11 protein-coding genes are annotated in these 12,324 nt (G+C 73.6%); all 11 read right to left on the reverse strand.

Features of this window, described 5'->3' with window-relative positions; translation table 11 throughout:
• Window position 1: 1 nt before the first annotated feature.
• Window positions 2–325 carry a hypothetical protein gene (locus ACFY29_RS00915; RefSeq protein WP_386982217.1) on the reverse strand — a complete coding sequence of 108 codons (324 nt, stop codon included), beginning with the start codon at window positions 323–325 and terminating at the stop codon, window positions 2–4.
• A 10-nt stretch (window positions 326–335) separates the two neighbouring features.
• A complete protein-coding gene (locus tag ACFY29_RS00920; protein ID WP_386982218.1) occupies window positions 336–2,363 on the reverse strand; it encodes a hypothetical protein in 2,028 nt (675 codons plus the stop codon).
• Window positions 2,360–3,007: a hypothetical protein gene (locus tag ACFY29_RS00925; RefSeq protein ID WP_386982221.1), complete on the reverse strand. Its 648-nt coding sequence runs from the start codon at window positions 3,005–3,007 to the stop codon at window positions 2,360–2,362. Before ACFY29_RS00925 ends, ACFY29_RS00920 begins: the two co-directional genes overlap by 4 nt.
• Complete coding sequence (locus tag ACFY29_RS00930) at window positions 3,007–3,507, reverse strand: hypothetical protein (RefSeq protein WP_386982223.1); 501 nt, start codon at window positions 3,505–3,507, stop codon at window positions 3,007–3,009. Before ACFY29_RS00930 ends, ACFY29_RS00925 begins: the two co-directional genes overlap by 1 nt.
• 2 nt (window positions 3,508–3,509) lie before the next feature.
• A complete protein-coding gene (locus tag ACFY29_RS00935) occupies window positions 3,510–4,988 on the reverse strand; it encodes a hypothetical protein (protein WP_386982226.1) in 1,479 nt (492 codons plus the stop codon).
• On the reverse strand, window positions 4,985–8,194 hold the full coding sequence (locus tag ACFY29_RS00940) for a hypothetical protein (protein WP_386982229.1): 3,210 nt from the start codon (window positions 8,192–8,194) through the stop codon (window positions 4,985–4,987). The genes ACFY29_RS00935 and ACFY29_RS00940 overlap by 4 nt, the downstream gene beginning before the upstream one ends.
• A gap of 2 nt (window positions 8,195–8,196) precedes the next feature.
• Entirely contained in the window at window positions 8,197–8,451 is a 255-nt protein-coding gene (locus ACFY29_RS00945) for a hypothetical protein (protein WP_355607190.1), read from the reverse strand.
• A 42-nt stretch (window positions 8,452–8,493) separates the two neighbouring features.
• The gene (locus ACFY29_RS00950; protein ID WP_355607187.1) at window positions 8,494–8,922 is read right to left on the reverse strand and encodes a hypothetical protein; all 429 of its coding nucleotides are present in this window, start codon (window positions 8,920–8,922) and stop codon (window positions 8,494–8,496) included.
• 17 nt (window positions 8,923–8,939) lie between these two features.
• Window positions 8,940–10,109: a hypothetical protein gene (locus ACFY29_RS00955; protein ID WP_386982232.1), complete on the reverse strand. Its 1,170-nt coding sequence runs from the start codon at window positions 10,107–10,109 to the stop codon at window positions 8,940–8,942.
• A 46-nt stretch (window positions 10,110–10,155) separates the two neighbouring features.
• Window positions 10,156–11,097, reverse strand: a complete 942-nt coding sequence (locus ACFY29_RS00960; RefSeq protein ID WP_386982235.1) for a hypothetical protein — start codon at window positions 11,095–11,097, stop codon at window positions 10,156–10,158.
• A gap of 815 nt (window positions 11,098–11,912) precedes the next feature.
• Window positions 11,913–12,278, reverse strand: a complete 366-nt coding sequence (locus ACFY29_RS00965) for a barstar family protein (RefSeq protein WP_386982238.1) — start codon at window positions 12,276–12,278, stop codon at window positions 11,913–11,915.
• Window positions 12,279–12,324: the final 46 nt, after the last annotated feature.

Below are 12,324 nucleotides of genomic sequence, written 5' to 3' on the forward strand. Positions count from 1 at the left end.
CTCAGACCGCCCGCAGCTTGCTGTGGCCGGCGGTCGCGGCCAGGCCGGAGGTGCTGCCGTTGGTAGCGCCGCTGAGGCTGTCCAGGGCGACCCCGGCACCGCCGACGTGCAGCTTCTGAGCGGCGCCGGACGCCGACACGACGTTCTTGCACTGCACGGTGGAGCTGCTGTCGGTGATCAGGCAGCCGGTCACCGACTTGCCGGTGATGCCGTCAGGGCGGACCACCGGGCTGCCGGCCACCGTCAGCTTCGCCTGCCCGGCCGGGGTGACCGTGCCCTGGCTGGGACAGTGCACGTCACTTGACGTGGTGAGCACGAATGCCATCTCGCTCTCCTCAGTGGACGTTCATCGCGTTGCTGACCTGGACGTCGACGTCGTCGGCGGCGATGCTGACCGAGCCGCCGCTGATGTTCACCGCGCCGTTGCCGGCGTCCAGGTCGATCTGGGTGGCGGTGATGGTGATCGAGCCGTCCTGTTTCATCACGATCGACGACCCGCCGGCGGCGTGCTCGATGGTGATGCTGTCCGCCTCGTCGGCGCGTTCCGGGCGCTGACCCCGGCCCCGCAACTGGGCCCGGCCCACCCGCACGGTCAGCTCACCCAACTCGATGACCCGGTTGCCGTCGCCGTCGGTCAGGTCGTGCGCCACCTTGCCGTCGTGGTCGGCGGGCACCACCGTGTCGCCGATGGATGACCGGCTGTTCGTGGCCACCCCGACCGGCAGCGACAGCCACCAGTCCCCCGGCTCGGAGACGGGAGCGTGCCCGGTGGGCCAGAGCGCGCCCACCTCCACCGGGTCGTCCGGCGCGCCGTTGCGGTAGGCCAGCGCCACCCGGGTGCCCGGGTAGCGGGGCAGGATGAGCCCGCAGCCACCCCACGCGAACGGGGTCAGGTAGGTCACGCCGGGCAGCGGCGCGGGCTGCTCCCGGCGTACCGGCAGCCGGCGGGCGCCGTTGGGTCGGCCGTCGGGGCGGGCGAGCCCCTCCCAGACCGTCTCGGTCTGCGCCGGCGGCTCGACCGCGCCGCTGGCGTTGGTGGCTGCCGCCCGCACCTCGCCGATCTCCAGCCCGCGCGACTCGCCCCGGGCCGCCCTGGCCGCGCGGCGCACCGCCTCGGCGGCGGCCACCCCGGGCGACGAGGCTGGCGCGGCCGGGTCGGCGGTGCCCACGCCGGAAGCGTCGCTCCAGGTGTCCCAGGCCAGGGTGGCCGAGGACACCTCGACGCCCTGCACCACCGTCACGAAGCCGGCGGTACGCGACAGGGTGTGCCGGGCGGCGCTGAGGTAGAGCAGCTTCGCCCCGGCACCCAACTCGCCGGTCGACGGGGCGAACGGAGCCGCGAACGAGCCGAGCAGCGCCGCCCCGACGCTGCCCAGCGTGGTCGCCTCGTCCACCGCGGGCGGGTCGAAGCGGACCAGGTCACCGGGCTTCAGGTCGGGCCGGCCCTTGCACGTCAGCGTCCACGCCCGCCGGCGCGGTGGCGCGGTGCCGCCGGCCTCGGTCGCCGCGTACGGGTCGGTGTCCTGGCTGCCGTTCTCGGTGCACTCCAGCAGGCCCGTGGCGAGGGTGAGCGGCTTCGGCTCCCCCTCCGGGTACGGGATCGGGCGCTTGCCGACGTGCACCGTGCCGTCGCGGATCAGCAGCATTCCCCGCCCGTACGCGTTGAGCGACTGCTGCAGCGCCCCGCCGATCCGGTCCAGGGCGGCACGGTAGAGCAGCCCGGCGCCGAAGGTGACCCGCTCGTCTCCGGCCGCCTCGGTGGCGCCCCGGGTCATCGTGCCGTCCGGGTTGGCGGCCCAGCCGGTCACGTCGACCCGGGTGCGCTCGGCGATGGCCCGGATCGCGGCGGTGAAGTTCGCCGCCTCGAACCGCTCGGCGACCCGCTGGCCGAGCCGGGCGTACGCCTGCTCGACGAGGGTCAGCTCGGTGTCGTACGTCCGCTCGCCGGTGAGCCGGCGCACCTTGGTCACCCGCAGCACGGCGACCAGCGCCTGGGTCAGCTCGGCCGGTGACGGGCCGGCGTTGACGCCGACCAGATTGGTGAAGAACGCGCCCACGGACGTGTTCGCGTCACGCCAGTACAGGTGCAGCTTCGCCACCAGCGGCGGTTGCCCTTCGGCGGTGCGCAGCGCGGCGAAGTGCTCGTCGATCAGCCCCTGCACGGTGATCGTGTACGCGCCGGGGCCCAGCCCGTCGGGCAGCGCGGCGTCGATGGCCGCGTAGTAGTCGGCGCTGGACAGGGTGAGCGCCGCGTCCTGGCTCAGCCCGGTCGGGGTCTCCCGGTGGAAGGTCAGGGTCCAACCGGCGTCGTTGCCGACCGCGCCCTGGCGCACCTGGCCGGTCTGGAACGGCGTGAGCGTCATCGCAGCACCCTCCGCAGCTTCTTGTCGAGCAGGTAGCGGTAGCGCAGCTTGCCGGGGCCCAGCTCGGATTCGACCCGCTGCGCTGGTGGGCGGCGGCGCCAGACGAACTCGTTGATCGGCGGCGGCCCGAACCGGTCCACCGCGCGGTCCGCGGGCCGCCAGGCCAGCGTCATCGACGAGCCGTAGTCGCCGGAGCCGCGTACCGTCCCGGCGTGCAGCAGCCAGGACAGCACCACCAGTTCCACGGCGACCGGGGCGGACCCGGTGGCGGCCGACGGGCCGGCGTCGGGGCAGACCCGGCGCAGGCCGGCGGCGAGCGGCACCGAGCCGAGGATCCGAGTGCCCTGGCGGACGACCAGTCGCAGCGGCACCCGTCCGACCAGCACCGGCGGCCGGGGCGTGGCCGGCGGCGCGGGCCGGGGTGCCAGGTCGTCGGCGGAGCTGGTGACCACCGCGAGGGGGTCGGTGTCCAGCCACTGTCGGGCCAGCCCGGTGGGCAGGATCAGCACCGCGTGTACGCCGGCGCCGAGCTCGATGCGGTGCGGCAGGCCGGCGGTGAGGTTCTGCCGGACCTCGGTGAACCCGTCCGGCACCTCGATCGGCGTCTCCGGCAGCAGGTAGCGGTCGATCGGGAACGGTGGCATCAGTTGCCCAACCCGTCGGCGAGCGCGCCGACTCCGATGCTGGCCACGTCGAGCAGCTTGCCGAGCAGGCTGGGACGGGGCACGTGGACGAGGGTGATGGTGGCGTCCAGGACGTCGCGGCGGGCGGCCGAGGCGTTGAAGGTCAGCGACTGCACCTGCATGTCGGTGCGGATGGTCATCGAGGTGACCAGGATCAACCCCCCGAACTTCCCGCCCGAGTACGCGGCCAGCGCCGTGCCGCGCTTGCTCGCCTCGGCCATCGTCTCCAGGGCGAACTTCCAGGCGTAGCGTTCCGCGCCGACCAGCACCCCGGTCAGCGTGATGGTGTCGTCGTGGGTGGCCACGATGGCCTTGTGCGCGGTGGAGCCGATCGGCGGCAGGTGGTAGGTCTGGGCCAGGGAGATGGCGGTGACCGCCCAGAGCGGGATCGGCAGCACCCCGTCGCTGATGATCGCCGACGGCACCGTGTCGTACCGCATGAAGCTGCTGGTGAATGCCATGCTCAACGACCTCCGGTGGGTGGCAGTGGCACCGGTGCGCCGGTGGGTTCGACGGCCAGGCCCAGGTCGCGCAGCGCCTGGGTGATCTCGCGGACCTCGCCGGCGGCGCTGGTCACCCGCAGCCGCAGCCGGCGCTCCTCCAGTGCCCGGCTGATCCGCGCCGGCCGGGTGGCCGCCGAGCCGCGTCGGTTGATCCGCTCGATCTCGGCGGCGGCGTCCTCCATCCGGGATATCGCGTCGAGGATCCGCGGGTCGGGGGTGAAGCCCGGGTCGTCGCGTTGCAGCCGGGTGATGGCGTCGCGGAAGTCGGCAGCGTCGCGGCGCAGGTTGGCGACCAGGTTGTCGGTGAGCGCGCTGACCCCGCCGACGCTGGTGGCCCGGTGTGACTTGTCGTCGACCAGCCACACCCAGCCGTCGTGGCCGATGCCGACGAGGTCGGTACCGGCGACCTTGACGTTGGCGTCCGGCCCCTTGAGGAACAGCTCGATGCTGCTCAGCGAGAACGCGGCGGTGTACTCGCCGAGCACGCCCCGGCCGTAGGTGACCATGTCGTGTCGCAGGTAGGCGCGGAAGCCGGGGCCGTCGTCGGCGCGTCCACCCCGGTCGCGGAAACGCCGCCACAGGGTGGCCAGAGCCTCCGGGTTGTGCAGGGCGAGCTGCTGGGTGAGCCAGACGTCGCCGCCGGCCACCACGGCCCGCAACTCCGGGTCGGCGATCCGGGCCAGGGCCTCCGCGAGCCGGGCCTGGCTGACCTGCAAGCCACGGTTGCGCGCCCGACCGAGGTCGTCCACGGCGGTGCGTAGCCGGCCCAGCTCGTCGGGGGTGAGCCGGCCGCCGAGCCGGGTCTCCAGGTCGGCGACGGCGGCGCGCTTGCCACCCTCGGTCTCGCTGGCCACCGCCCGCCACAATGCCTGCGGCTCCAGTGCGGCGGCGCGGCGCACGGCGGCCTGCCGGTCGGCGGGCATGGCCCGGAACGCGTCATTGACCGCCGCGGCCGGCTCGGAGTGCAGGCCGGCTGCGCCGCCGCCGGCCTCGAACTCCCGCAGCATCGAGTCGGCGTACGCGGCCGCGTCCTCGGCCAGCCGCAGCGGCGCGTCGCCGACGATGCCGTCGCGGGGTCGGCTCAGCTCGCGCATCTCGGTACGGAGCTGGTCGAAGGATTCGCCGAGCGCTTCCACCCGCACCCCTTCGGGCAGAGTCCCGCCCTCGAGCACGTGGTCGAGGATGCCAGCGATCCGCTCCCGCAGCACGGCGATCCGCTCCAGCCGGGCCACCGCGTTGCCCAGATGCAGGTCACCCACGTCGTCGACGACGCGTCGGATGATGTGCTCCAGCAGCCGCCGGGCGCGTACCTCGCCGGCGTCGCCGTGCCCGGCCACGGTCCGCATGAAGCGGCGCAGCCGTGGGTTGGCGTCGGCGGCGGCGTGCACCGCGGCGGCGTCCAGGAAGCGGCCGGCGCGGAACCGGCGGGGCGGGGTCACGGCCGCACCGCCGGGACGCGTGGCCCGGCGGCGGCGCCACCGGGTTGGGAGTCGAGCACCATGAGGAGGAACCGGGCGCCCTCCGGGCCGCCGACCGCGCTGCGCAGCATCGCCTCCCGCTCCACGTACGCCAGCACCGGCTCCATCAGCTTCTGCACGACGCGTTCCAACACCTCGTTGAGGAGGATCTCGGTGATGAACGCCTGCAGCAGGTCCCGGGAGGCCGCCTCGATGACCTGCCGGGCGACCCGGCGCGCCACGTACCGGCCGCCGGACCGTAGCCCGGCGCGCAGCCCGTACCGCAGGGCAACCCGGCCGCCGCGCATGGCCGCGCCGCCGATGGTGCCGATCTCCGGGATCAGTGACAGCGCCAGCCCGAGGTACGCGGCGAAGAGTTCCACCTCCACCTCGGCACGGGTGAGCACCAGCTCCGGGTCGATCAGCGCCCCGTAGAGCCGTTCCCGCCGGTGGGCGTGGACCACGTCACCCACGGCGACAGCCACGCCGATGGCGAAGCCCAGCGGTGGGCAGAGCACCGACAGGGCGATGATGCCGACGGTCAGCGCGAACGCCGACAGCGCCTGCCGGCCCAGTTCGCTGCTGAACAGGTCGTCGACGCCGAGCGCGTAGAACCCGTTGCCGCCGAAGAACTCGCCGAGCTGCTGGTGGGTGACGAGGTGGATGCCCTGCAGGGCGTACCGGCCACCGGGGATGGTGGCGGACGGGATGTGTTCACTGATCCGGCTGGAGCGGAACGCGAAACCGGCGTCCTCGCGGGCACGGCCGAGCATCTCGGCGTTGTTGCGCCGCATGTCCTGCAGTACCCGCCACAGCTCGTCGCGGATCGCCGACCGGTCACCGGCGAAGCGGGCAAGCACGTCGGGCAGATCGGCGATCTGCTTGACCAGCGGGTCGATGCCCTCGGCCTCGCCGCGCTGGATGACCAGCGCCTGCTCGATGTCGGCGACGGTCCAGAGCACTCCGTGCGAGTCTCGGATCCGGGCCACCCCGTCCCGCTCGACGATCTCGCCGGCCGCGCCGGGGCTGGTGAGGGCGGCCTCGGCGGCGAGGAACGCGCCGGAGAGCGAGTGCGCCGCGCCGTACCAGGCGGTGGAGGGGTTGACCAGGCTGGCGGTGGCGAGCGCCTCTCCACCGGTGCTCGTATAGGTCAGGAGCGTCCGGGCCGTCTCGTGTCGACGCAGCCGGTCGCGGAGGCCCTGCAACTCGACGTAGTCGGTGAGTTGGGAGACGATCAGCCGCTCGAAGATCGGCGCGTACCGGGCGAAGTTGGTGATCCGGGCCTGGATGCCCTGTCGGGAGGTGAGCAGCAACTGCACCAGCATGGCCTTGTTGCCGATCACGAAGATCGTCCCGACAGCGTCCTTCACCGCCGGTGTGAACTCGTGCAGGAAGTGCAGGTTCCAGGCGGCCGGGTGCTCCTGCAGGCCGCTGCGGATCCGGGCCCAGTGCTCCGGCTTCCGATAGACGGCCATGATCCGCTGGGCCAGGTGGTCCAGCCGGGGAACCACCCCGGCGAGGTGGCGCAGGAACTGGATGGCGGGCGAGGCGACCGGCCGGAAGTCCAGCGGCCCGAGCCGGCCGGTGCCCTCCGGAACCGGGCGGCTGAACCCCTCCCGTTCCGCCGCGCCGACCATGACGCCGATCGCGGCGGCCCGCGCGCGCAGCACCGCGGCGGCCTGCAGGCAGAAGGTCGCCGGATAGCGGCAGGGTTGGTTCATCTGCAGCCGGAACGCGATGTCGTCCATCAGCCGGCGCAGCTCGTCGGCGTCCGCGCCGAGCGCGTCAAGTTCGGGTTCGCCGTTGAGCGATCCGCACGCCGGGATCTCCGCACGTCCGCCGGTGACCAGCGGGAACCGGCTCGCACCGGCGCCGGGCGGCGCGCTCGGGGCGCTCGGGTCGAAGACGAACCCACCTCGAGGCGTACCGCCGGCTCCGTCGCCGGTGCCGCCACCGGCGCCCGTGCCGGTCCCTGTGCCGTCGCCACCCCCGGTGCCCGTGCCACCGCCGGCGCCCGTGCCGCCGCCAGCGCCGGAGCCGGTGCCGCCGCCCGGGCCGGTACCGCCGCCGACGCCGCCGCCGGGCGGCGCGTTCGGGTCGACCGGCGTTGTCGGGTGCTGCTCGACGCTGATCGGCAGCAGGTTGGCCCGCCCGGTCCAGTGCAGCGTCGTGTCGGTGGCCTCGGTGCCGACCAGCAGCAGGGACGTGCCGCCCACCTGGACGACGATCAGGCAGGTCGGTGTCGCGCCGCCCAGCGAGCCGAGGATCCCGTCGACCCGCCGGTTCACCTCCACCTCGACGGCCCGCTCGACCTGCGTCCGGTACTCCTCGACGGTGGTGGTCTCGCCGCGCGGCTGCGCGGTCTGCAGCCGGGACCGGATGTCGGCGCCGATCTCCTCGTCCACCATGGCCACCAGCGCGGCCCGGTCGGCGACCGGTCGGCGGTCGACCGTGCCTGGTTGCGGGCTGGGCGTCCGCGCCTCGATCTCGAAGTGCGGCTGCGGGGTGGCCCGGAATACCGTCTCACCGAACCGGTCGAAGGTGAAGTACGACAGCGGGGTGGTGGTCACCATGACCAGCCACACCTGCCGCCCTTCCGGGTCGGTGACCCGGGCGATGACGCCCTGTGCGGCCCCGGAGGGCAGGCCACCGTGCTGCCGGACCGCCTCCCTGGCCAGCTCGGCGAAGTGGCCGACGAGGTAGGTGACCGGGCGCAGGTGCCAGTCGTAGCGCACCGGCGGCGCCGCGTCGCCGTCCACCGGCACCTCGGCGGCATCGCCACCATCGTCGTAGGACGGCACCCGGTAGACGGCCAGCAGGTGGCGCATCCGCTGCGGATCGAACAGCTCGGTCGGCGGCCGGCTCAGCGGCGCGGCCACGCCGACCGGCAACCCCGGGTCGAGCCGCGCGGCGGTCACCACCTCGTCGATGCGCCGGCGCAGCCGGGACTCGAAGGCCCGCCGGTCGTCCGGGGACACCCGCTCACCGGCCACGCCGGTCCAGCGGAACTCCGGCGCGCCGGGGCGTACCTCCAGGTAGCCGCCACGCGGCGCGACCACCTCGCGCCGGGAGCGTTCCAGTGCGCGGGCCAGGGCCGTGGCGAGCGCCGCGGTCACCTCCTCCGGCCGCTCGGTCACCGACCGGGCGTCCAGCCGGATCCGCACCGGCACGTGCACCGAGATGGCCACCGTCAGAACCGCCCGTCCAGGTGCTCGGCGAGCCGGGCCAGCGCGAGGTCGGCGAGCGCGTCGGCGTCGACCGCGCCGCCGCCGGCGACGACCTCGATCTCCACCGGGAAGTGGTACGCGATGACGGCGCGATCGTCCTCGGCAACCTGCTCGGCCTCCGCCTCGCTGCCGGCCGCCGGCAGCACCAGCTCACCCGCGTGCACCAGGGCCAGCCCGGTACGGGTGACCCGGGCGGCACGGCCAGCTCCGGTCGCCATCTGCTACCTCCGGTTCGTCGTCGGCGGGCTGTCGTTGGCGGGTTAGGGCAGCACGGACGGGTCGCCGACCTTCGGGTCGACCGTGGCGGCCAGGCTGAACCCGCTGAAGGTCGCCGCCGGGGCGCCGGAGATGGTGGCGGTGGTCGGCGTCGCGCTGGTGATCAGGCAGTCCTGCAGCACGAACGAGGAGAACGCCCAGTCGTCGCCGGTGTGCTCCAGCAACGCGATGTCGAACAGCTCACCGTCGAGCGCCAGCTTGGTGAGCCGGCCGGCAACGTCCCCGATGGCCTTGACGGTCATCGTGAAGTTCATTGACACCGGCGCGTGGATCGCCCCCATGTGGGTCACCTCGCACGAGTGCAGCGGCTCGACGTTGAGCGAGAACGACGGGCTGAACGAGTCGATCGGGCTGATCAGCACCGTCTCGGTGCCCTTGGTGTACTGCACCGCGAGGCGGGTCTTCCACTCCATGGTCTGGTTCCTCCGGGTCAGAACTTGGCCACGAGCGTGACCAGCAGGCGGCTCACGGCCGGGCCGTACGTGACGGTGACGACCAGGTCGACGGTGCGGTCGGCCCGGGCGGCGGTGACGATCGAGGTGTCGGTGGCGGTGCGGGCGACCTCCGGGATGGTGAGGATGTCCAGCACCGGGATCTCGATCCGGTAGTCGTCGATCACCGCCTGCCGCTTGAGCGGGCCGAGGATGCCGTCCACCTGGGTCTTCAGCAGGGTCATCCCCGGCTTGGTGATCCGCGCGTCGCCGACCAGGCCGATCAGGCCGGCGCGGAGCATGAACTCGATCTGGTCGAGCGTGCGCACCAGGTCGACGTGCAGCAGGCTCGCGTCCGAGGTGAACAGCCGCCCGTCGGCGAAGTGCAGGCTCTCCCCGGTGATCAGTGTCGGGTCGATGATCGGCGTGAGGTTGGCCTCGGACAGGCCCTTGATCTCGGCCGGGCTGTACTGCTTGGCCACCGGCATGGCCACCCCACGGATCTTCTTCAGCACGATGCTGTGGTGTACCGGCAGCCCGGCCACGGCCGCCATCGCGGCGGTGGCGGCGTCGCCGTCCGCACCCCGGGCAGCGATCATCACCATCCGGCTGGTGCTGCTCTTGAGCGGGTTCGCCGCGGTGGTGATGTCGGCGACGTAGGTGGGGCCCTTCTCGGTGGCCGGGTTGACCATGGCGAAACCGAGCCGCCGCTGGCCGGCCGCCGACATCGTCTCCACGTGCGCCTTGAGCGCGTGCAGCCCCGTCGGCGCGCCCGCCCCGGCGGGGTTGCCGACGGTCGACTCGTTGGCCAGCGACACCATGGTCACGTCGTCGGCGGCCTCCAGACCGCTGAGCGCGGCGGCGTAGTCGTCGCCGGCGACCTTGACCCCGTACACCTTGGCCGGGCGCGGGTCCTGCAGAAAGGCCAGCTCCAGCGAGTTGTAGAGGGCGTTGCGGACCACGCTGCCGGTCTGCCGGCGGGCGAAGTTGGTGACCGCGTCGTCGAGGGTCTCGATCCGGACCGGGGTGTTCGCCGGGGCCGAGCCACCGTCGGCGGTGGTCGGGGCCTTGCCGACCACGGCGATGACGCCGGGCGAGCGCTGGGCCAGGGGCGCCGGTGGCGGCACGATCCGGACCTCGATGAACGGGAATGCTGCTGTCGGTGCCACGGGTCCTCCCGGACGGAGTTGCTGCTGCGGTCGATGGGCGGGAGTCTCAGGTCGTCAGGGCGGCCAGTCCGATGCCACTGCGGGCGAGCCACTGGCCGGCCCGGGCGAACCGGGCGGCCCGTCGTTGCACGTCGGTGCCGGTGTCGCCACCGGGCCAGCCGTCGTCGTCGAACGTCTCGATGGGCACCACCCAGACGGCGACGACCCGATGCCGCCGCCGAACGTCGTCCGGTGCGGGTACGTCCAGCCCCAACTCCTCGGCGCGAGCCCGCACCAGGCGGGTCTCGACGAGCAGGTCGGCCAGGGAGAAGCCCTGGTCGCGGATCAGCACGGCGGCGGCGAACGGCAGCGGACGCGGAGTGGGTGGGGCGGCCGACGGGGCGGCGTAGCGCAGTTGCACGGTGGCCCCAGCGGCCTGCCCGCGCATCCGCGCCACCAGGTCACCGGCATTGGCGGCCCCCACGCCGGCGAGCAGCCGGTCCAGGTGCGCGTCGGTGAACGCGGCAGGCTGGTGCAGCCCGGCCCGCAGCCGGGTCACCAGCCGGGTACGGCGCTCGGTCTCCAACTGCGCCGGGTCGGTCGGCAGCGCACCCAGGTCCGCGATGATCTGCGGGTCGACGTCGAAGGCGGGCACCGCCACGTCGAGGTCCTCGACCCGGTCCCGGGCCGCGCTGGTGCGCACCACCAGGCTGCCCCGCCAGAGCGCGTCGATGCGCAGCGCCGAGCCCCCGAGACCATGCAGCCGTACGTGCAGTTCGGTGCGGCTGGTGCCGCCCGAGCCGAGCCACTCCCCCTCGGCCAGGGTGACCGGAGCGGCGGCGAAGCCGAGGGTCAGCTCGTCGAACACCGCGGAGTACGGGGGCGCGACCGGCATCGCCTCGGTGTCGTACGCAGCCTCCACCAGGTGGGCCAGCGACGCGTCGTCGAAGACGGCGGCGCGGGTGCCCGGATCGGCCAACCGCACCAGCACTCCGTCGACGAAGTCCACCGCACCGACCTCCCCGCTACTCGCGCCGGTGCACCCTGCCCAGCTCGGCACGAGGATCGCGAAGGGCCCGTCACCCGACCGTCACCGCAACCGTCACCGCGACCGGACACGGCCCCGACTGTCGGGAACTGAGCACCCGCACAGCGATCCGACGCCTTCAGCCGCCGACCCCCGGCCTCCTGCCCTCAGGCGTGGCCACCCGTCAGCGGCCCCCGGCTTCCGCCACCCGGGCTCCGTCATAAGACGCGCGGCGCGGCACGGCACGGCGCGGACAGGCACGGCGCGGACAGGCACGGGACGGCGCGGCACGGAGCGACGCGGCACGGACCGACCACGGCACGGCGCGGCCCGGCACGGCACGGCACGGCGCGGACAGGCACGGCATGGGCCAGCGCAGCGTGGACCGGCACCGCATCGGCTAGCACCGCATGGGCTAGCGGGGCGGCGCGGGCCGGCGGCAATGTCGCTAAAGAGCGCGATACCTCAGAGTCATTTTGATACCTCAGAGTCATCACGCTCGTCGGGACATGTGCCCCCAGGTGCCGTCACCCTCCGTGAGACACCGTCGACACCCGGGTGACGAACGGCCTGCAGGGTTCCAGGGGCGTCTCCGGTCGAGCCGAACACCGCCGTCACCGCAGGCGTCGAACACCGCCGCCGTCACCTTGGCGCCGGACACCGCCGTCACCGCGCCGAACACCGCCGCCGTCACCGCTGGCGCCGGACACCGGCGGCGCCGGGCACGCCTTCCGGTCGTTCGGGGCTGGGCGGGGAAATCCCGCTACGCGGCGACCATTCGCGGGTCCGGGTAACTGTCAGGCGGGCGAGGCTTCGTGCAGGACGACGCGTAGGGGGTGCGGGGCGGTGGTGGCGAGGTTGCCGAGCACTGCGAGCAGCAGGGCGTACTGACCGGCCGGCTCGTCGGCGAGCAGCTGGTTGGCGTCGTTGATCAGCAGTGTGAGCGGGCCGGCGTCCAACCGGTCCCGAAGCACGTCGGCGAGGGCGTCCCAGGTGCTCCCCAGGTAGGTCGGCAGGGCCAGCGCGTCGGCCAACGCGGCGAAGAGCGCGGGCCGGGTCCGAGTCGCCGCGCCGGCCAGCACCGACGCGCCAGGCACCTGCGGGGCGCCGTCCCGGCACACGGTCAGCCAATCGGGCAACCGACCACGGTCCTGATCGAACATCACGTGCCTCCTGGTGTGGCCGGGCGACGGTGCTGCGGGGCCGGCC

The sequence above is a fragment of the Micromonospora sp. NPDC000668 genome (genome assembly GCF_042897975.1).
In the GTDB taxonomy this organism is placed as follows: Bacteria; Actinomycetota; Actinomycetes; order Mycobacteriales; family Micromonosporaceae; genus Micromonospora.

Coding starts and splice junctions, on each gene's coding strand:
- ACFY29_RS00915 (WP_386982217.1), bottom strand. CDS start 325: ATGGCATTCGTGCTCACCACGTCAAGTGACGTGCACTGTCCCAGCCAG.
- ACFY29_RS00920 (WP_386982218.1), bottom strand. CDS start 2,363: ATGACGCTCACGCCGTTCCAGACCGGCCAGGTGCGCCAGGGCGCGGTC.
- ACFY29_RS00925 (WP_386982221.1), bottom strand. CDS start 3,007: ATGCCACCGTTCCCGATCGACCGCTACCTGCTGCCGGAGACGCCGATC.
- ACFY29_RS00930 (WP_386982223.1), bottom strand. CDS start 3,507: ATGGCATTCACCAGCAGCTTCATGCGGTACGACACGGTGCCGTCGGCG.
- ACFY29_RS00945 (WP_355607190.1), bottom strand. CDS start 8,451: ATGGCGACCGGAGCTGGCCGTGCCGCCCGGGTCACCCGTACCGGGCTG.
- ACFY29_RS00950 (WP_355607187.1), bottom strand. CDS start 8,922: ATGGAGTGGAAGACCCGCCTCGCGGTGCAGTACACCAAGGGCACCGAG.
- ACFY29_RS00965 (WP_386982238.1), bottom strand. CDS start 12,278: ATGTTCGATCAGGACCGTGGTCGGTTGCCCGATTGGCTGACCGTGTGC.